This is a genomic window from Scopulibacillus darangshiensis (assembly GCF_004341035.1).
GTDB lineage: Bacteria > Bacillota > Bacilli > Bacillales > Sporolactobacillaceae > Scopulibacillus > Scopulibacillus darangshiensis.
In genome coordinates this window covers 261,026-281,587 of sequence record NZ_SLXK01000002.1, presented here as the reverse complement: position 1 = coordinate 281,587, position 20,562 = coordinate 261,026, and the positions used below count along the sequence as shown (strand labels likewise).

The following is a 20,562-nucleotide window of genomic DNA, read 5'->3' as shown; positions in this document are numbered from 1 at the left end:
TTAACAATTCTTCCCCATCATTTTATATGGAAAATAGTTTTAAGACAAGTTCTGTGGCTAAAATGCAAATTTTGCAGGAATTTGACGGCCAAGAGACGAAGTATTACCTTTATGAATGAAAACGCTTTAATGAAAGCAGAAAGGGGCCTCTCATCATGACATCGCAGTCAACATTTCAAAAAGAATATGAACAATGGCTTGAAAAAACAAAGCAGCTTATGGAAAGATTCCCCGAAAGAAGAGAGTTGTTTCATACAAGCTCAGGCATTCCAATTGAGCGGCTTTATCTTCCTGGAACTGCGGCAGACACTTACCAGGAGAACCTTGGTTTTCCCGGTGAATATCCCTATACCAGAGGCATTCAGCCGACAATGTACCGCGCGAGACACTGGACCATGAGACAATACGCTGGTTTTGGTTCCGCTGAGGAGACGAATAAGCGTTTTAGATATTTGCTTGAGCAAGGCCAGACTGGACTATCCGTTGCCTTTGATTTGCCGACGCAAATCGGCTACGATTCCGATGATGCCATGGCAAAAGGAGAGGTCGGTAAAGTTGGTGTTGCGATTGACTCATTAGAAGATATGGAAATTTTATTTGACCAAATCCCTTTAGATAAAGTAAGCACGTCAATGACAATTAACGCACCGGCATCGGTTTTGCTGGCAATGTATATTGTTGCTGCCGAAAAACAAGGTGTCCCGAAAGAAAAAATATCCGGGACGATACAAAATGATATTTTAAAAGAATATATTGCAAGAGGAACTTATATTTTTCCGCCAAAGCCATCCATGCGCCTGATCACAGATATCTTTTCCTATTGCGCGGAACATGTGCCGAAGTGGAACACCATTAGTATATCCGGTTACCATATTCGTGAGGCGGGGTCGACAGCGGCCCAAGAGCTTGCCTTTACATTAGCTAATGGGAAAGCTTATGTTGATGCAGCACTTGAAGCTGGCATGGATATTGATAAATTTGCCCCGAGGCTTGCCTTCTTCTTTAATGCTCACAACCAATTTTTTGAAGAGGTTGCCAAATTTCGTGCAGCCAGAAGGATTTGGTCCCACTTAATGAAAAATGTGTACCATGCCAAAAACCCAAAGAGTTGGCAGTTGCGGTTCCATACACAAACGGGCGGATCGACCCTAACCGCACAGCAGCCGGATAACAATATAGTCAGAGTTACGGTTCAGGCACTGTCAGCTGTCCTCGGGGGAACACAAAGCCTCCATACGAACAGCCGTGACGAGGCCTTGGCCTTGCCTACGGAAGAATCGGCCAGAATTGCTCTCCGAACTCAGCAAATCCTTGCTCATGAAAGCGGTGTAACCGATACGGTTGACCCTTTGGGCGGCTCCTATTATGTTGAAGGATTAACTGATAAAATAGAAGAGGAAGTATACAGCTATTTTGAGGAAATTGAAGATATGGGCGGCGCTGTCCAAGCCGTAGAGCAAGGTTATATGCAGGAAGAAATCCAGCGTGCCGCATATGAAACACAGAAGGCCATTGAAAAACAAGAAGACATTGTCGTTGGCATGAATGCTTTTAAGCTTGATGATGAACCGCAGCCTAAGCTCCACCGTCTGGACAAAGAGCTCTCCCGCAAACAGATTGAAAAACTGACACAAATCAAAGATCGCCGCGACCAAAATCGAGCGAACGCTCGCTTGGCAGATTTGAAATATGCGGCTGGGGGCAGCGAAAACCTTATGCCTTATATTATTGATTGTGTCAAAGATCACTGTACAATCGGGGAAATTTGCGGTGTGTTAAGAGGGATATTTGGTGAGTATACAGGAGCGTAATATTTGGACAGAAGAGGTGAACAGTCATGAAAAAGCAAATCCGTGTGCTTGTAGCCAAACCGGGGCTTGACGGGCACGACCGCGGTGCTCTGATTATATCCCAGGCACTCCGCGATTATGGGATGGAAGTGATTTATACAGGATTGCGCCAAACACCCGCGCAAATTGTAGCGGCGGCCGTTCAGGAGGATGTTGATGCCATTGGACTGTCCTGTCTATCTGGAGCGCATAATGAATTGTTCCCGGACATTATTCAACTGCTAAAGGAGCAAAAAGCTGAAGACATTATTGTGATCGGAGGCGGTGTTATACCCGCTGAGGATATTCCTTTTTTGGAATCTGAAGGGATACAAAAAATCTTTACACCTGGAACACCGACCATTGAAACGGCGAAATTTATTGAACGGGCAGTGTATGAACGTGATGGGATCTCATTGGATCAGCCGTTTGCAGTGAACCAAATTGACCATATCGGCATTGCAGTTAAATCAATTGATGAAGCTCTTAGCTTTTATAAAGATACACTGAATTTGACGTTTGAAGGTGTTGAAGAGGTCGTGTCTCAAAAAGTTAAAGTAGCCTTTTTCAATACGGGGAATTGCCGCCTCGAATTACTGGAACCAATGAGTGAAGAAAGTGCCGTTGCCTCATTTATCGAAAAACGCGGGGAGGGCATCCATCATATTGCACTCGGTGTAGAAGACATTAATAGCCGTATTAAACAGCTCCAGGAAAAGGATGTTCGCATGATTGATACAAAGGCAAGAACTGGAGCTGAGGGGGCGGATGTGGCCTTTCTGCATCCAAAAGCAGCACACGGTGTCCTGTATGAGTTGTGTGAAAAACAGACAAGGGGGTAACATCTTGGACATCTATGAAAAAATCAATGAACTTTACGATAAACGGAGGAAAGTTGAACTTGGCGGCGGTGATGAACGGATAGAGAAGCAGCATCAAAAGGGCAAGTTAACCGCAAGGGAGCGGATTGACCTCCTGCTTGATAAGGATTCCTTTGTGGAGCTCAATTCTTTTGTTGAGCATAGGGCTCAAAGTCTGGGGTTTTCTGACGAAGCGCCCGGTGAGGGTGTTGTCACGGGATATGGTAAGATAGAAGGACGTCCCATTTATCTTTTTGCTCAAGACTTTACCGTATACGGCGGTGCCCTAGGTGAAATGCACGGGCAAAAAATTGCCCATGTCATGGATTTGGCAGCTAAGAACGGTGTGCCTTTTATCGGATTAAATGATTCAGGCGGTGCGCGGATCCAGGAAGGCGTCGTGTCATTGGACGGCTACGGACACGTCTTTTACCGCAATGCGATCTACTCGGGCGTCATTCCGCAAATATCCGTCATTATGGGCCCATGTGCCGGCGGTGCGGTCTATTCACCGGCGATTACCGACTTTGTTATAATGGTAGAAGAGACGAGCCAAATGTTTATTACAGGTCCCAAAGTAATTGAGACCGTAACAGGTGAAAAAATTTCATCCGATGATCTCGGCGGCGCGTCTGTACATAACCGCTTGAGCGGGAATGCCCATTTTTCAGCAGCTGACGAAGAAGAGGCGCTCATGATGGTAAGGAAATTGCTTAGTTATTTGCCGGCAAATAACAAGGAAAAAGCCCCTATTGCAGAAAATGTAAAGGATGTTGATTACCGTTCCGAATTAACCGAAACTATACCTTTTGATCCAATGCGATCTTATGATGTGCGAAGTGTAATAGATGAGGTTGTCGATGACGATTCTTTCATGGAAATTCAAAAGGCATTTGCCAAAAATGCCGTCGTCGGTTTCGCCAGAATAAAGGGTCAGCCAGTAGGTTTGATTTGTAATCAGCCAAAAACGATGGCCGGCGGCTTGGATATTGATGCGTCTGATAAGATCTCCCGTTTTATCCGGTTCTGTGATTCCTTTAATATCCCGCTTATTACATTTGAAGATGTGACAGGTTTTTTCCCGGGCATCAAACAGGAGCACGGCGGTATTATTCGCCACGGGGCAAAAATTCTCTACGCCTATTCTGAAGCGACTGTGCCCAAAATAACTGTGATTTTACGAAAAGCTTATGGCGGAGCTTATGTAGCATTGAACAGTAAATCGATTGGGGCGGATCTCGTCTACGCATGGCCTAATGCTGAAATTGCCGTTATGGGCCCTGAAGGTGCGGCTAACATAATTTTTGCAAAAGAGATCGCCCAAAGTGATGATCCAGAAAAAACGCGGGCTGAAAAAATCGAAGAATACCGTCAAAAATTGGCTAACCCATTTGTAGCCGCTTCTCATGGCATGGTTGATGATGTCATCGATCCAAGAGAAACACGGGTGAAACTGATTCAAGGGTTGGATATGCTGTCAAGAAAGCATGAAGACCGTCCGGCCAAAAAGCATGGCAATATTCCACTTTAATATGACATAATGAAAGGTGATGTGCGCATGATTAATCAAGAACGACTAGTGAATGAATTTATGGAATTGGTTCAAATTGACTCTGAAACAGGTCATGAAGAAGCCATATCTAAAGTATTAAAAGAGAAATTTCAAGCGTTGGGCGTTAAGGTTGAAGAAGATCAAGCCAGAGAAAAAACCGGCCACGGCGCAAATAACCTTATTTGCACACTTGAAGGCCGGGCTGAAGCGGACACCATTTATTTTACATCACATATGGATACCGTTGTACCAGGAAAGAACATTAAGCCATCCATCCAGGGTGACTATATCGTCTCGGATGGGTCAACGATTCTTGGTGCTGATGATAAGGCCGGCCTTGCCGCTATGTTCGAGGCGATCAAGGTGTTGAAAGAAAAGGATATACCGCATGGTACGATCCAATTCATCATTACCGTCGGGGAAGAATCCGGGCTTGTTGGTGCGAAGGCCTTAGATGACAATCTGTTAAAGGCTAAATTCGGTTATGCGCTGGACAGTGATGGACCTGTCGGTGATATTATCACGGCTGCGCCGACCCAGGCAAAGCTTATTGTGAAGATTTTCGGCAAGACGGCTCATGCCGGTGTGGCACCTGAAAAAGGCGTTTCGGCGATCACATTAGCAGCAAAGTCAATTTCCAAAATGCCTTTAGGAAGAATAGATAAGGAAACAACGGCAAACATCGGCCGCTTCGAAGGCGGCAAACAAACGAATATTGTTTGCGATTATGTTGAAATTATTGCTGAGGCACGTTCTTTAGTAAAAGAAAAAATGGAAGACCAAGTTGATAAAATGAAGCAAGCCTTTGAGAACACTGCTGAGGAAATGGGCGGCCGTGCAGAGGTTGAAGTGATTGTTATGTATCCCGGCTTTAAGTTCGGTGAAGGTGACCATGTCGTTGAAGTCGCCAAAAAAGCGGCAAAAGCCATCGGCCGGGAGCCAAAGCTTTTGCATAGCGGCGGCGGCAGTGATGCCAACGTTATCGCAGGTTTCGATATTCCAACCGTCAACTTGGCTGTTGGTTACGAAGACATCCATACGAAGCAGGAAAAAATGTCAATCACAGAGCTTGGCAAAACAAGCGAGATGATCATTTCTGTCATTAAAGAAGTAGTGAAAGGCTAAAAGGTATGAAAATCCCTCCGCACCTGCAATAGTGCGGGGGATTTAATAGAATATGCATAACAATCATATACATATTAAAAGAGTTTTGCAGGAGGGTTCAATTTGGCGGATTTAAATCTGTTTCTTGCCTTTGGCGCCGGTATCCTCTCATTCCTCTCGCCGTGTTCATTGCCATTGTACCCGGGTTTTTTGTCCTACATAACCGGGGTGTCGGTAGATGAGCTAAGGGAGAATAACGGTATGCTGCAAAAACGGGCCTGGCTCCACACACTATTCTTCTTAATCGGATTTTCAATTATTTTTCTTGCGTTAGCTTTATCGGCTTCATTAATTGGTATGTTATTTTCCCAGTACAATGATGTCATTCGCCGGATCGGGGCAATCCTTATTATTTTTTTTGGCCTCATTATTATCGGTTTGTTCAGACCCGCTTTTTTAATGAAAGATAGAAAGATTGCTTTTCGTGAGCGTCCTAGCGGTTACATTGGCTCGATTCTGATTGGTATGGGATTTGCGGCAGGCTGGACGCCGTGTTCCGGGCCGATCCTGGGGGCTGTTCTAGCATTAGGTTCCACGAATCCAAGCGCTGCTTTATGGTATATGGTGGCTTACATACTCGGATTTGTTGTGCCGTTCGTGATTCTTTCATTCTTTATCGGCAAGTTAAATTGGATTAAGAAATACGGCAGCCAGGTGACCAAAATCGGCGGTTATGTGATGATTTTTATGGGTGTCTTTTTATATTTTGACTGGATGTCAAAAATGACATCATTTTTGGTTAGCCGTGTATTTGGCGGTTTTACCGGGTTTTAGAATGGGGATATAAAATAAATTCGAATGAAGGAGTGGTTAAGACATGCCAGACTATGGTGATCGCTTTAATCCCGAGCATGCGGATAAATTATTAAGTTCAAAACGGCTGAAAGAGTTGCCCCCGGATAATATTTTAGCGCTGCTTGACCTAAAGAAAGGCGATATCGCAGCTGACTTTGGTTCAGGTAACGGCTTTTTTACGGTTCCCATGGCTAAGATCACGCAATCAACTGTCTATGCGGTTGATATTGAACCCAAAATGCATGATCTCCTAAAAGCACATGCCGAAGAAAAAGATGTTGACACAATCACTTTTGTTACGGCAGAGCTTGGTGATACAACTCTTGGAACCCATTCCGTTGACAAGCTTTTCTCCTCTTTCGTTATGCACGAGGTTCCTGACCTTCATGCCGTGATGAGTGAGATGAGGCGGGTGACAAAGCCCGGCGGAACGATCGTCATATTGGACTGGGAGGCGGTACCTTCTGAAAGCGGCCCGCCTATTGGCAAAAGGATACCTTCCGATAAAATGGAAACATTGTTCGCTAAAGAGGGCTTTGCTGTAAAGCCACGGATGATCAATGATGCGGTCTATGCTTTGATTGTGACGAATGTGGCAAATCAAAATTAACATAAGGGTCATGAGGGTGCGATTCACTTTCGTACCCTCCCTTTTTGAGTAAAGAAAGGGGAAAAGATCATGAGTATCACTTTTCTCATCATATTATTTATCTTAGGGTTTATCGGATCTTTTGTATCCGGCATGGTTGGTGTCGGCGGTGCAATCATTAACTACCCTATGATTCTTTATATTCCGCCGCTTTTGGGAACAGCGCTGCTCTCACCTCATCACGTCTCAGGTATTGTCGCTGTACAAGTCTTTTTTGCGACACTTAGCGGCGTGTTTGCCTATCGAAATGGTGGTTATCTAAATAAAAATCTCATTATTTATATGGGGGCAAGTGTCCTTGCCGGAAGTTTAATCGGCGGCTACGGATCGGATCTATTGTCGGGTGAACACATTAATCTTGTGTATGGCATATTGGCTGTCATTGCAGCGATCCTCATACTTCTGCCAAAGAAGGGCATTGATGAGGACCAAGCAAGCTGCGACTTTAATAAATTGCTTGCTTCTAGTCTAGCTTTTATCGTCGGTATTGCAGCTGGTATTGTCGGGGCAGGCGGCGCTTTTCTACTCGTGCCGATTATGCTGACGGTGCTCAAGCTCCCTACCCGGGTCACGATCGCAACTTCTTTGGCGATAACGTTCCTCTCATCAGTCGGTTCAGCAATCGGGAAACTTGTGACTCATCAGATCCTTTTTATCCCGGCGGCCGTATTAGTTGTAGCAAGTGTCATTGCTTCACCCTTAGGTGCTGCCGCCGGCAAGAAAATCAATACGAAAGTTCTTCAATTTGTTTTGGCTGCTTTGATTATGATTACCGCCATAAAGGTATGGATGAGTCTTTTGCAAGGATAAGTTCAATTTTAAGAACGAAGCTTTTCTCTCTCAGTCTATAATCTTCGCTCCTTGAATAATTAATTCCTTCTTATGGAAAAAGTAAAAGTCCGCAAAATGACACCTATTTGCGGACTAAATGCATGTTATTTTGTGTAAAGCTTAATCCAAACGGAAGAATAGGCGGGTTAGCCCTCTGGTAAAAAGGCTTGAAATAAAGGCTAGGAGTGCATAAAAAATAGCCCAAATTAAGAAGGATTCATTATAAACGGTGTACGTTAGAATCAGAAACAGTAATAATACAAATAAAGGTCCGATGTAAAATCGTTTGAAAATCAAGTAGCCTATGACACCGAGCACTAAGCTGCCAATGGGATAGATGATAAATAGTAAGGTAAACATATTAAAATAATCGTTCATGACAACACCTCCCCGCAAGGCAAAATATCCTACTATAAAGATATCAGTAAAACTTAAAAACAACAATAGGAAATGAAGACGCTTTCAAAGGATTTATTCAGAACACACGTTTCTATATTGTGGTATAATTAATCATCATAAGAAGTGAAGGGAGGGGAGTGTATGGGTGCCGATCAATCTCAAGGCCCAAGGGTTATTTTTCATATCGATATGAACAGCTTCTATGCTTCGGTGGAAATCGCCAAGGATCCCGGGTTAAAAGGCAAGGCTTTGGCCATTGCCGGCAAGGTTGAAGACCGCCGCGGCATTGTGGTGACAAGCAGCTATGAGGCAAGAGCGCAAGGTGTCAAAACGACGATGCCGGTTTGGGAGGCAAGGCGCCACTGTCCTGAATTGATCATAAAGACACCCGATTTCCCCCTTTACCGAAGCACTTCCAAACAGCTTTTCGAATTGTTGAGAAGCTATACGGACACTGTTGAAAAAGTATCAATTGATGAAGGTTATATGGATGTCACCGCCGCATTAAATGGGATCCATCCCTTACAGCTGGCGAAAAATATCCAAAGAAAAGTACTTGATGCTTTGCATTTGCCTTCAAGCATCGGCATTGCCCCAAATAAATTTTTGGCCAAAATGGCATCTGACATGAAGAAGCCGATGGGCATCACCGTACTCCGAAAGCGGGAGATAGCAAAAGTGCTGTGGCCTTTGCCTATAGGGGAGATGTATGGGGTAGGACCAAAAACAGAAGCGAAATTAAAACATATCGGTGTCCAAACGATCGGAGACCTCGCCCAAAATAATGCCGCCGCTCTCGTTGAAAAGTTTGGCGTGTACGGCGAGCGGCTATATAAACGCGCTAATGGCATTGACCACAGACCCGTGGATCCTGAAGCCGAAAATACCTATAAAAGCATCAGCCAATCGACGACACTGCCGGAAGACACAACATCTGATACCGTTGTCAGAAAAGTATTGTCAATTTTGGCAGAGAAAATAGCAGATAAGCTGAAGCAGGAAAAAGTCACCGCCTACCAGACTAGTCTTATGATCCGTTACAATGATTGGCAAAATATAACCCGGAACCAAACAGTTAAGCAGCCAATCCAATCAAAGGATGATATATCGCATATCGCCGGCCACTTGTTTGACCGCCATTGGGACGGCAGACCGGTCCGGCTGCTTGGCATAACTGTCACAGCGCTAGAAGAGCTGTATAAAGCGACAAAACAGCTTGATCTCTTTTCCTATCAAGCCGATGTAAAAAAGGAACCGTTAATGGATCTTATAAGCGAGATGGATCATCGATACGGTGAGGGAACGCTGCGGAGTGCTTCTTTATATAAAAAAGAGGAGCCTTAAAATAAAATAAGAAACAGACGATTCTGGTGTGGATTTGAATCAATCATTGCTAGTTAAGGCCGATTAGAAGGCACAAGTGTATATAATTACAAAGAAATAAAGAAAACTTGGCTTATCGCCAAGCTTTAATGGCGAAAGCCTTAGTTGCACTTATACTTTATTCCGCTTTTTCGCTTTAGCGAACTTAAACATTCTTAAAGTATAAAAAATTTTTATGCCGAAAATTCAAACCATACTAATTGACATGTTACTCATGATCAAGGATAATTTCTTAGGCGTACCGAAAGTAGAAAGGATGACACGATGGACAAGTCATTCCAGGTTGTAAAAGCCTTAAATAACAACGTTCTGATTGCCCTTGATGCGTCCAATGAAGAAGTGGTTTTAATTGGGAAAGGTATCGGTTTTAATAAAAAAGCTGGGGCGGATATCCATATGGATTCCGTTGAAAAGATGTTTATCCTCGAAAGTAAAAAAGAGCAGGAACAATACAAACAGCTTATACCGTATGTAAGTGAAAATTTGATTGCTGTGATTAATGAGGTTATTCAATATATTGAGCATCACACCAGACAAGCATTGAATGAGCATATACATGTTGCTTTAACTGATCATATTGCTTTTGCGATTAAACGAATGAACCAAGGTATGGGGATTTCAAATCCTTTTTTGATTGAAACACAGGCCCTTTATCCAAAGGAATATCGTTTGGCTGAAGATGTAATCAGGATAATTAATAGGGAAACCGGTATCCACTTTCCTGAGGGCGAAGTCGGTTTCATTGCTCTTCATATTCAAAGTGCAATGTCGCAGAACCAGATTTCCGATATTAACAAATATTCACAGCTTATAAATCTTCTAAGCAGTATGATTGAAGAAACATTAGAAGTAACAATTGATCGGAAAAGCATTAATTACCTTCGTTTGGTCAGACATTTAAGATACACGATTGAACGAGCTAAATCCGGTGAACATGTAGAGGAACCGGAAAATTTAGTAGGTGTATTGAAAAGTCATTATCCGGTGTGCTATAATCTGTCTTGGAAAATCATTAAAGTGATGCAGCAAACATTGAAAGTATGCATTGATAATGCTGAGTCTGTTTACCTTACTTTACATTTGCAAAGGTTTACAAACAAAATTAAATAATAATTCAGTTTTCATTTTACGTGTTACTGATTGGTTTCAGGCATGAGTAAAAATGTTAACAGAACAAACGATCTCCTTAGGTCTATTCAAAAGAAAACGCTTTTTAGCGTTGGTCTTTTATTAGCTAAGGAGAAGCCCAGCGGGGAAAATCTAATTCGCAGGGTTTGTTTTTCTGTTCATTTAACTCATGCCTTTTTGTTTGTTTTCATGGCAATCCCAAATGCCTCAGTGCTCGGTCTTATAAAGTAAAGTACTTTTCAAATAATATGTTTGCTATCAATTACCACAAAAAATATAAAAGAAAGGGGCAACAACATGTTCAAAGCTATTTTTGGTACGTTACAAAAAGTTGGTAGGGCGTTAATGCTACCGGTTGCTATTCTACCTGCCGCAGGTATATTAATGGCTTTTGGTACTGCATTTAAACAAGACAAAGTATTAGATTTGATTCCGGCTATGAAAGCCGATTGGTTCCAATTGCTTGCAACTGTTATGGAAAATGCAGGAGGCATTGTTTTTGACAATCTAGCATTGCTTTTTGCTGTTGGTGTTGCAATTGGTCTTGCGGGTGGAGACGGTGTGGCTGGTCTCGCTGCGATTGTTGGTTATCTGATGTTAAATGTGACGATGGGTACGCTCGTTCATGTTACACCGGAAATGGCAGCTAACAATCCGGCCTACGCTGAGGTATTAGGAATTCCCACGTTACAGACAGGTGTTTTCGGAGGTATCATCATGGGTATTGTCGCCGCTCTTCTGTACGACAAATTCTTTAAAATTGAGTTACCGCAATTTCTTGGCTTCTTTGCAGGAAAACGTTTCGTTCCGATTGTCACTGCCTTTTCAGCAATTATTTTAGGTATCATTCTTATTTTTGTATGGCCGCCAATTCAGGATGGGCTCGATGCATTCTCTAACTTTATGCTTAACAAAAACCCAACGCTTGCTGCATTCATCTTTGGTGTTGTAGAGCGGGCGCTGATTCCATTCGGTCTGCACCATATTTGGTATTCACCATTCTGGTTTGAATTTGGTAGTTACAAGGATGCCGCCGGACAAATTGTTCACGGTGACCAAGCGATTTTCTTTGCACAAATTAAAGATAACGTGAAGCACCTAACAGCTGGAACATTCATGACAGGTAAATTCCCGTTTATGATGTTTGGTCTCCCCGCTGCTGCACTAGCGATTTACCACGAAGCCCGTCCAGAACATAAGAAATATGTTGCCGGTATCATGGGGTCAGCGGCGCTAACATCTTTTCTTACAGGTATTACCGAACCAATTGAGTTCTCGTTCTTATTCGTAGCACCGGTTCTTTTTGGTATCCACTGTATTTTTGCGGGCCTTTCCTTTATGACCATGCAGTTATTGAATGTCAAAATCGGTATGACGTTCTCCGGTGGTGCGATTGACTTCTTACTTTTCGGTGTGCTCCCGAATAAAACATCGTGGTGGCTCGTTATTCCTGTTGGTCTTGTACTCGCTGTTATTTACTACTTTGGGTTCCGTTTGGCGATTAGGAAGTTCAATCTTAAAACACCAGGTCGCGAGGTTGATGGTTCGAATAGCAATACAAAAAGAAGCACAGCAGCAGGTGAACTACCTGGCAAAATCCTTGATGCACTTGGCGGAGCTGCAAACATTAAAGATTTAGATGCGTGTATTACACGCCTTCGCGTTCAAGTGAATGATGTTCAAAACGTGGAAAAAGAAAAATTGAAACAATTAGGGGCGTCGGGCGTTTTGGAAGTCGGTAATAACGTACAGGCAATTTTTGGGCCAAGATCTGAAAATTTGAAAGGCCAAATTCAAGATATTATGTCTGGCAAAACCCCTATTATTGATAAGAGTCCGGCTATTGATGAAGCTGCTCCTGCGGTCGAGGTCAATGCATCATTAGATAATATAGCAGCACCGGCAAAAGGGGAACTTGTCCCACTATCGGAAGTACCTGACCAAGTTTTCTCAGAGAAAATGATGGGGGATGGCTTTGCTGTTAGGCCGGAAGACGGTCTGATTGGATCACCTGTTGATGGGAAAATTATCAATGTCTTTCCTACGAAGCATGCTATTGGAATCCTAACTGATAATGGTAGAGAAATTCTTGTTCATGTGGGTATTGATACCGTGAAATTGAACGGGGAAGGGTTTAAAGCAATGGTTAAGGAGGGAGATAAGGTCAAACAAGGCGATACATTATTAAAAGTCGATCTTGATTACCTTGAAGCGAATGCCCCTTCAACAATGACTCCGGTCATTTTCACCAATCTAAAAGATGGAGAATCTGTATCACTTAGGAAACAAGGACCTGTCAGTCAAGGTGAGAAAGATATCATCACGATTCAACGAGTTTAAAAAAAATACATGCTTGATGTGTATCAAAATAAAGGAGACTAAATAAAATGGTGGAAAAGACGTATACAATTATAGATGAAACTGGCATCCACGCCCGCCCGGCAACAACGTTAGTTAGTGAAGCAGGGAAATTTTCAGCGGATGCACAACTTGAATATAATGGACAGAAAGCAAACATGAAATCCATTATGGGCGTGATGGCCATGGGAATTGGTAAAGGTGCTCGGATTAAAATTATCACAGAAGGTCATGATGCTGATCGTGCACTAGAGGCGATTGACAAAGTCATTAAAGAACAAGGATTGGCTGAATAAATATAAATTAGGAAGTGACTCTATTTTATAGGGTCATTTTTTTATCGTTTAGGAAACTATAAAATGGTCGCCATGTGAATAACTTATTGTATCTTTCGGATAAATCATCCTTACTTATAAAAGTTGAATCAAGGAATCTTCAATCAATCACCCCTTGCAATCGGCGAAAGTTAAATTACACATATCGGTGTCCAAACGATCGGAGACCTTGCCCAACGCTGCGGAGTGCTTCTTTATATAAAAAAGAGGAGTAAGGCAAAGCATGAAAGCTTTGCCTTTTACATTGTGCTTATGAAAATATGATCGGCAAGCAAACAGCAATGAGAATAATGGCAATAAGAGTGAGCCAGCTTGCGGGTCGTGCAAAATTAACAGTCCAGCCGATCCCAAATCGCTTTTCAATCCAAACCGCTGGATCGTTTGGATTAAAGTAGAACTGCCCTAACTTCCAGTAACGGTCATCATTGCGGTTAATGGAACCTGATTTAGCTGGCGCGGCGGTGTTTAACCGGCTCCCGCCTTGGCCGGTGCGAAAGGACAGCCAAATGGCTCCAATCACGATTAATGCTGATAAAGTTAAACTGACAAACAGCAAGATCGTTTGGTTGATCGGATAAATCATAGCTAATTGGGTTAATGAGAATAACAATGTCATTGCTGTCCCGGAAATAATCATGAAGAGGGACCATTTGCGGCGGAAGACTAAGTTCTTTCGGATCGATGCCTCTTCTTCCGCTGGGTCTACGAGCTGTTTCGCTTTGGCGATCATGGTGTTAATAAACACAAATAACACGATCAAATAGAGTTGAACAGCGGGAAACATCATGACTGTCCGATAAGACTTTGTGGCCCAATTGGTGACATTGCCGTCGAAATCGAATTGCATCGGGATTTTTTCCGGAATTCTATTATAAAAAACCAAGCTCAAAATCAAGCTGATAAGAAAGATAGCAAAGGAAAGTCCAAACCAGGCGTTGGAGTAAGTTGGTTTTTTGCTCCTAAAAGCGGTATCGATGACAACTGTTTGCCTGCGGGTTTCCTGCCAATTTTGTTCCCTCTTATAATTCTTCATCCGAAAATGAAACCTTAAGTACATCATATAGGATAATACAAGAAAAAGAATTAAACCGACGGGGAAGGCGGCTTCCGCAAAATAGGTACTGATAAAAGCGAGTGCGGCAAAAATAATCACCGAAAAAGCAGCCAAGGACAATGCGTATTTCTTTCTCATAGCAGTGAGATCAGTTGAATCGAAGGCATCACTTGGGATCGATACACCGAAACTTTCCGTTTTCCTTGTTAGAAATGGCGTGAATATCATCAACAATGCAACAGGGGTGAACATCACAAGATTCATAATGACCAGAGCTTTTTCCATCATCGCTTGTTACCTCGCTTTTCTTTAAGATCATGAAAAAGTGATTGACACATCTTCATAAAAGCAGCTTCATCCATTTCCCGGCAGACAGCCTCTGTTACCAGCGTCTTTAGATCGTTCTGACACTTATCAAGAAATGCTTGATCAGCACCGGGTAATTGGGGGTTAATCACGACGCCTTTTTGCCGGTGTATCAGGAGAAAGCCGTCATTTTTAAGGATTTGATAGGCTTTATTGACAGTGTGCATATTAATCCCGAGGTCGGCAGCAAATGATCTGACAGACGGAAGGGCTTCATTTGGCTCAAGCTGTCTTGTTGCGATTCCCTCCTTAATCGCATCAACAAGCTGCCGATAAATTGGATGGTCCGCTTCAAAATCCATTTTAATTATCATAGGTGAAGGCACCTTTCTTTTTGTTCGTTGTGTTATATATAATATATAACGGATAAAACAAAAGCGCAAGACTATTTCCCCCAATTTCTAAAATGAATCTTCAACCAATTAACAATATTCGGTGGGTAAATGGTATAATTTATGTAATGTAATAGTTTAGGGACAATATATGGGGGCGATACAATGATAGAAAGTCTAGAGAGATTGCAGAGTAATGTCAGCAAAGTTTTAGTAGGGAAAGATGATACAGTTGAGCTGCTTATGATTGCCCTGGTTTGTAACGGGCATGTCCTTTTGGAAGATGTTCCCGGGACGGGGAAGACGATGCTTGCTAAGACATTGGCACGATCGATTAACGGATCATTCAAAAGGATTCAGTTAACACCCGACATCCTTCCAACGGATATTACAGGCATTCAGTTTTTCAATCCAAAGACACAGGAATTCGAGATTAAGCCCGGACCCGTGTTGACCAATATCCTATTAACAGATGAAATAAACCGGGCAACGCCAAGGACACAATCAAGTTTGCTTGAGGTGATGGAGGAGGCACAAGTGACCATTGAGGGGGAAACCATTCCTCTTAAGCGTCCTTTCATAGTCATCGCCACGCAAAATCCGATCGAATCACAGGGGACTTTCCCGTTGCCGGAAGCGCAAATGGACCGGTTTTTTATCCAAATCAAGACAGGGTATCCATCTCTTGATCAGGAAAAGCAGATGATGCGGCTTTACCGGGCGGATGAGCCTTTAACACATGTGTCGCCAGTTTTCGAACCCAAGGATATTCTGAGCCTTGCTGAACAGGTGAAAGACGTTCATATTGAAAACGTTGTTGAAGATTATTTGCTCGCTATTGTGCATGCGACACGGGACGAGGAATTTGTGGCAACGGGTGTCAGTCCAAGGGGGACCTTGGCATTTATGAAGGCTTCCCAAGGATGCGCCTTTGTAAATGGGAGGCAATTTGTCACGCCGGAAGATATTAAAAAAATGGCGCCTTATGTCCTGACGCATCGGCTGGTTTTGACAATGGAAGGTGAGATGAGAGTAACCAAACGCCAGGTCATCGATAGTATATTATCCAGCGTCCCTGTGCCGCTTGAAGAGGAAGCTGTTAATAAATGATGTGGCAAAGAAACATCCAATACCCTAACATCATATATGCCATTTATTTTGTCGGTTTTGGATCATTTATTTGTGCTTTCCTGCTTCAATATACAAGCTTATTTTCTGCCGGTGTTTGCCTCGTCATTCTTGCTTGGCTGCCAAAAGTGTATCTTAAATATATAAGTAAAAGGCTGATGCTTTTCAATGACAGGCAAAAGATTAGATTAATGTTAGGTGAGAATGGACAGCTTCATTTTTCTTTGGGGAATGAAGCAAAACTGCCAGTGCTTTTTGCCCAATGCCGGGTTGTCTTAGACGATGCGGTCACAATTGGAGAAACAGAAGGGGAGAAGCGCAATACATATACGCGGAATTTTTCTTTAGGTCCGAGGCAAAAAGTCACCTTTACAGTACCCGTTTCGGCGAAGAAACGGGGATTTGTAAAGGTTCGAACATTGGAGGTAACCATAAAAGATCCCTTTAACCTCACATATGCCACGCTTCTTTTCAATCGATTAGTAAAAAAGGAGGTTGTCGTCTACCCAAAGCCGCTCGCCGTCAGCGGACTTTCAAACATAGTGCTGATGGCAGAAGGGAAGCTGCCAAATACTTCTTCTATCTACACGGATCACGCAGCACCGATCGGAACGCGGGATTATGCCTTCAATGACCCATTCAAGCATATCCATTGGAAGGCGAGTGCCAGGACGGGGCAGCTGCAAACGAAGATGTTCGAGCAGGTAATCGGCATGACGTGGACGATCATTCTCTTGATTGAACCGGGCTACCATCACCATATTACTATGGTGGAGTTTGAGCGCTCTCTGTCAGCAGCTGCCTATATCGCACAATTCGCTGAGAAGCGGGGCATCACTTATGATGTGTTCGTGAATATAAAAACAAAGGGATCCGGAGCGACCATTTCAATGCCAGCAGATACAGGGATTCGACAGCTAATCAAAACCTGGGAACTTTTCTCCTTCATAAACCTTAGTCATATCCGGACGAAAGTGCGGGGAGCGCTTAGTGACATCGATAAAGCCATGACGGATCGAAGGGTAATCATGATGCTTCACATAGGAAGAGACAGATCAGATGCCTTCTTTTATAATAAATGGCTGAAAAAAGGCCATATCATTTATACGGTCGGCATGGATGATGATCGGGCGATGCTTACACCGCTTGCGGGAAGAGGTGGGGCTGTTGCGAAATAATCCAACTGCTATTTCTATGACCACCGTTATCGTCTTTGAGTGGCTTTTTATTTATACTCTGCTCGTTCCGTTTTACAGTGGACATTGGCAGCTTTTCACTCCTTTATTATTTCTTGCTGCGATTTTCGGGGTTCTGTTTGCTCTTGTACGCAGTATTTTTCCCAAGGCTTCAATGGCTGCCTATTTTTTAATTACACTTGTGACTGTTGTTGCAGGCTATGTGATTTTCAATTTCCATCCCTTGGTGGCTTTAATTGTCGGTGTCCTTTTTTACTTTGGATCAACTCGGCTTTATGAAAAAAGAACATCTGAGACTGTTTGGCTGCTGTTCTTCGCATATACCGTCATAGCTGTGGCATACTATATGTTTGTCCCTTTTCTCATGCAAGGTGTCTTTCAGGGCAGGTTCATCTTTATCCTTCTTTTAGCTGTACAATTCTTGGCAGCTATACTTATGATATACAGCGTGAACCTTGATAGCGGCATGTCTCAGGGAATGCCTTTGTTCATCATTGGATTCTTTATCGTCTCGCTAGCCGTTGCGGGATTTATTCTTGTCCTAAAGCCGGTGTTGTTCAGTATCGTTAACTTTTTAATAAGAGGGGCGGCTTTTATCATTATTGAAGTGATGGCCTTCTTGTTCAACCTGCTCGTCACTCCATTTGTTTCGGAGAAAAAAGACGACAAGCTAAAGCAGGTGTTCCATATGAGTGACAGCCCGATGAAAGACCAGCAGCATTTCGCGGACTATCAGCCGCCGAATGTTCTTATCTGGGTGGCAGTGGCAATACTCGTGTGTTTAGCTGTTGTTATTGTTATTATACTTAGGAAGCGAAAGCTGAGGGCGGATAGCCGGGAGAATCATACACAGGAGCCATTGTTTGGCGAAGCTATTGATACAAATGTCAAAAAAAAGTTCAATAGGAAAAAACGGCAGCGTCCGCCTAAGGATCCGGTCAGACTTGGGATGTATAAAATTCACAGGTTTGCCCGCAAGCTAGGAGCAGGGCGCTATTCATATGAATCACTTGATGAGTGGCTCGTTAGAACTGACCCTTCCGCAAAAGCGTCAAGCAGAGTCAAAGCTTTGTATGATAAAGCCCGTTATGGCGGACAATTGCTGACTAGGGAAGAGCTTGCTGATTATTCAGCTGCCTTAAAGCATATGAAAGAGGATTTTAAAAATCGAAAGATGCTAAAGGACAACATAGATAGGAATGAATGACATGGATGTTACTTTTTTAGGAACGGGCGCAGGGGTTCCCGCTAAAAATCGGAATGTGTCGGCAATCGCCCTGACACTGCCTGAATACAAAGGGGACACATGGCTGTTTGATTGCGGGGAAGCTACGCAGCATCAAATCCTTTACACAAGCCTGAAGCTAAGTAAAATTAGCAACATCTTTATTACCCATTTACATGGTGACCATATCTTTGGATTGCCAGGCGTTCTTGGAAGCCGGTCATTTCAAGGATCGGAGGATCCCCTTAATATTTACGGCCCTCCGGGTATAAAAGCATTTATTGAGGCGGCTCTTTGCACTTCCTCAACTTATTTAAAATATCCAATGACTATTTTTGAATTGAATGAGGATGGCCACATTTTTGAGGATGAACACTTTCAGGTGGTAGCGGGCAAGCTTGACCATGGCGTTGCGTGCTTCGGTTTTCGGGTTATTGAAAAGGATCAGCCGGGGGAGCTCCTGGTTAAGAAATTAAAGGCTGATGGGGTTCAACCAGGACCCGTTTATCGGAAAATAAAAGAAAATCCTTATGTGACTTTGCCTGGCGGCAGAAGATTGACATCTGATCATTATCTCGGTCCCAAAAAAGCCGGCAGAAAGGTTACGATTCTTGGTGATACCCGAACGTGTCAGGCGGCTTTTGACCTTGCTAAGGATGCCGATTTGCTGATTCATGAGGCCACCTTTTCGAGGGAAATGGGAGATAAAGCAAAGGCGTATGGTCATTCAACATCCGTGCAGGCTGCCGAAACAGCCAAGGCGGCGGAGGCCGCCGCCTTAATCCTGACTCATATTAGTTCCCGTTATCAAGGTGATGATGACATGCTGCTTGATGAAGCAAAAGCTGTTTTTCCAAACAGCTTCCTTGCACGGGACCTATGGACATATCAGTTGAACCGCCAGCCGCGTTGATACTGCTTTGGCGGGTCTATTTTTGTGCCTAATTCCACAGCAGCTGTTCTCGGCCAATAAGGGTCGCGGAGCAGTTCGCGGGCAAGAAAGATCAGGTCAGCGCGATCATTTTTTAGAATTTCTTCAGCCTGAGTCCCATTCAATATCAAGCCGACCGCTCCAGTTGGGATCTCCGCTTCATGCTTGATTTGATCAGCATATGGCACTTGATAACCCGGAAAAGCATCGATTTGTGCCGGTACAACCGCACCGGCAGAGCAGTCGATTAAGTCAACACCTTGTTCCTTCATTTGCTTGGCATAGGTGACATAGGTGTCAGGCGTATTGCCGCCTTCAGTAAAGTCGGTTGAGGAAATCCTTACAAATAAGGGTCCATCCCACTCTTCTTTAACGGCATCAATCACTTCAGAAAGGAAGCGATAGCGATTCTCTTCTGAACCGCCGTATTCATCTGTCCGTCTATTGGAAAGCGGTGAAAGAAATTCATTAATTAAGTAGCCGTGCGCGCCGTGAAGTTCAATGACATCAAAGCCAGCAGCCTTCGCTCGCCTGGCCGCTTGTTTGAAGGCTTCAACAGTATCTTTAATGTCTTTAACGGTCATTTCCTGAGGCTGCTTCATATCACTATTGAAGGCAATCGCAGATGGGGCAATGATCGGCCCTTCTAGTTCGGCTTTTCGCCCAGCGTGTGCGATTTGAATGCCGATTTTACTGTCATGCTCATGATTTAGTTGGACAAGCTGCCTCAATCCCTCGATATGCTCATCACTCCAGATCCCCAAATCATAAGGTGAAATTCTTCCTTGCGGGGTGACAGCGGAAGCCTCTAGAATAACCAAACCTACCTGTCCGACAGCTCTGCTTGTATAATGAGTCAGGTGCCAATTCATCACCTTGCCATCTTCATTTGGGCATGAATACATACACATTGGGGACATTACAATCCGGTTTTTAAAAGTAACATCCTTAATTGTGTATGGGGAAAATAGCTTTTTAGCCATAAGGCTCACATCCTTTGCCAAAATTCAAGTATAAAGCTAATTTTCCCATGGACCTATTAATTTA

The 20,562-nt window shown here is 43.4% G+C and carries 19 protein-coding genes; 15 read left to right on the top strand and 4 right to left on the bottom strand.

Features of this window, described 5'->3' with window-relative positions; translation table 11 throughout:
• Window positions 1–155 precede the first annotated feature (155 nt).
• The 7 genes from EV207_RS03150 (at window position 156) to EV207_RS03120 (ending at window position 7,659) form a co-directional block, all read left to right on the top strand.
• Window positions 156–1,811, top strand: coding sequence for an acyl-CoA mutase large subunit family protein (locus EV207_RS03150; RefSeq protein ID WP_132743534.1), 1,656 nt, complete (start codon window positions 156–158; stop codon window positions 1,809–1,811).
• A 26-nt stretch (window positions 1,812–1,837) separates the two neighbouring features.
• Window positions 1,838–2,671 (top strand): methylmalonyl-CoA epimerase, encoded by an 834-nt coding sequence (mce, locus tag EV207_RS03145; RefSeq protein WP_132743532.1) that lies wholly within the window; start codon window positions 1,838–1,840, stop codon window positions 2,669–2,671.
• Window positions 2,640–4,220 carry an acyl-CoA carboxylase subunit beta gene (locus tag EV207_RS03140; RefSeq protein WP_424511340.1) on the top strand — a complete coding sequence of 527 codons (1,581 nt, stop codon included), beginning with the start codon at window positions 2,640–2,642 and terminating at the stop codon, window positions 4,218–4,220. Before mce ends, EV207_RS03140 begins: the two co-directional genes overlap by 32 nt.
• Before the next feature lie 27 nt (window positions 4,221–4,247).
• Window positions 4,248–5,366, top strand: coding sequence for a M20/M25/M40 family metallo-hydrolase (locus EV207_RS03135; RefSeq protein WP_132743528.1), 1,119 nt, complete (start codon window positions 4,248–4,250; stop codon window positions 5,364–5,366).
• Between the two features lie 102 nt (window positions 5,367–5,468).
• Window positions 5,469–6,179: a cytochrome c biogenesis CcdA family protein gene (locus EV207_RS03130; protein ID WP_132743526.1), complete on the top strand. Its 711-nt coding sequence runs from the start codon at window positions 5,469–5,471 to the stop codon at window positions 6,177–6,179.
• A gap of 43 nt (window positions 6,180–6,222) precedes the next feature.
• Window positions 6,223–6,810 carry a class I SAM-dependent methyltransferase gene (locus EV207_RS03125; RefSeq protein WP_132743524.1) on the top strand — a complete coding sequence of 196 codons (588 nt, stop codon included), beginning with the start codon at window positions 6,223–6,225 and terminating at the stop codon, window positions 6,808–6,810.
• Window positions 6,811–6,879: 69 nt separating this feature from the next.
• A complete protein-coding gene (locus EV207_RS03120) occupies window positions 6,880–7,659 on the top strand; it encodes a sulfite exporter TauE/SafE family protein (RefSeq protein ID WP_132743522.1) in 780 nt (259 codons plus the stop codon).
• A 141-nt stretch (window positions 7,660–7,800) separates the two neighbouring features.
• Here EV207_RS03120 and EV207_RS03115 read toward each other — a convergent pair whose 3' ends face one another.
• Window positions 7,801–8,058, bottom strand: coding sequence for a DUF2651 family protein (locus EV207_RS03115; protein ID WP_132743520.1), 258 nt, complete (start codon window positions 8,056–8,058; stop codon window positions 7,801–7,803).
• A gap of 162 nt (window positions 8,059–8,220) precedes the next feature.
• On the opposite strand from EV207_RS03115, the gene EV207_RS03110 reads away from it, so the two are divergent.
• The 4 genes from EV207_RS03110 to EV207_RS03095 all read left to right on the top strand — a co-directional run bounded on the left by EV207_RS03110 (window position 8,221) and on the right by EV207_RS03095 (window position 13,244).
• A complete protein-coding gene (locus tag EV207_RS03110; RefSeq protein ID WP_132743518.1) occupies window positions 8,221–9,423 on the top strand; it encodes a DNA polymerase IV in 1,203 nt (400 codons plus the stop codon).
• Between the two features lie 303 nt (window positions 9,424–9,726).
• Window positions 9,727–10,572 (top strand): glucose PTS transporter transcription antiterminator GlcT, encoded by an 846-nt coding sequence (glcT, locus tag EV207_RS03105; RefSeq protein ID WP_132743517.1) that lies wholly within the window; start codon window positions 9,727–9,729, stop codon window positions 10,570–10,572.
• Between the two features lie 315 nt (window positions 10,573–10,887).
• The gene (ptsG, locus tag EV207_RS03100) at window positions 10,888–12,930 is read left to right on the top strand and encodes a glucose-specific PTS transporter subunit IIBC (RefSeq protein WP_132743515.1); all 2,043 of its coding nucleotides are present in this window, start codon (window positions 10,888–10,890) and stop codon (window positions 12,928–12,930) included.
• 47 nt (window positions 12,931–12,977) lie between these two features.
• The gene (locus EV207_RS03095; RefSeq protein ID WP_279389159.1) at window positions 12,978–13,244 is read left to right on the top strand and encodes a phosphocarrier protein HPr; all 267 of its coding nucleotides are present in this window, start codon (window positions 12,978–12,980) and stop codon (window positions 13,242–13,244) included.
• Between the two features lie 289 nt (window positions 13,245–13,533).
• Here the strand turns inward: EV207_RS03095 and EV207_RS03090 are convergent, their stop codons facing one another.
• Both EV207_RS03090 and EV207_RS03085 read right to left on the bottom strand, forming a co-directional pair.
• Window positions 13,534–14,625: a DUF1648 domain-containing protein gene (locus EV207_RS03090; RefSeq protein WP_132743513.1), complete on the bottom strand. Its 1,092-nt coding sequence runs from the start codon at window positions 14,623–14,625 to the stop codon at window positions 13,534–13,536.
• Window positions 14,622–15,017 (bottom strand): GntR family transcriptional regulator, encoded by a 396-nt coding sequence (locus EV207_RS03085; RefSeq protein ID WP_132743511.1) that lies wholly within the window; start codon window positions 15,015–15,017, stop codon window positions 14,622–14,624. The genes EV207_RS03090 and EV207_RS03085 overlap by 4 nt, the downstream gene beginning before the upstream one ends.
• 183 nt (window positions 15,018–15,200) lie before the next feature.
• On the opposite strand from EV207_RS03085, the gene EV207_RS03080 reads away from it, so the two are divergent.
• From EV207_RS03080 to rnz, 4 genes are read left to right on the top strand one after another with little or no spacing between them, the layout of a single operon-like run.
• Window positions 15,201–16,145, top strand: a complete 945-nt coding sequence (locus tag EV207_RS03080; protein WP_132743509.1) for an AAA family ATPase — start codon at window positions 15,201–15,203, stop codon at window positions 16,143–16,145.
• Window positions 16,142–17,341 carry a DUF58 domain-containing protein gene (locus tag EV207_RS03075; protein ID WP_132743507.1) on the top strand — a complete coding sequence of 400 codons (1,200 nt, stop codon included), beginning with the start codon at window positions 16,142–16,144 and terminating at the stop codon, window positions 17,339–17,341. Before EV207_RS03080 ends, EV207_RS03075 begins: the two co-directional genes overlap by 4 nt.
• On the top strand, window positions 17,331–18,566 hold the full coding sequence (locus EV207_RS03070) for a hypothetical protein (RefSeq protein ID WP_132743505.1): 1,236 nt from the start codon (window positions 17,331–17,333) through the stop codon (window positions 18,564–18,566). Before EV207_RS03075 ends, EV207_RS03070 begins: the two co-directional genes overlap by 11 nt.
• 1 nt (window position 18,567) lies before the next feature.
• On the top strand, window positions 18,568–19,497 hold the full coding sequence (rnz, locus tag EV207_RS03065) for a ribonuclease Z (protein ID WP_132743503.1): 930 nt from the start codon (window positions 18,568–18,570) through the stop codon (window positions 19,495–19,497).
• On the opposite strand, the gene namA is transcribed toward rnz, so the two are convergent.
• A complete protein-coding gene (gene namA / locus EV207_RS03060; protein WP_132743501.1) occupies window positions 19,473–20,498 on the bottom strand; it encodes an NADPH dehydrogenase NamA in 1,026 nt (341 codons plus the stop codon). The genes rnz and namA overlap by 25 nt on opposite strands.
• Window positions 20,499–20,562 lie beyond the last annotated feature (64 nt).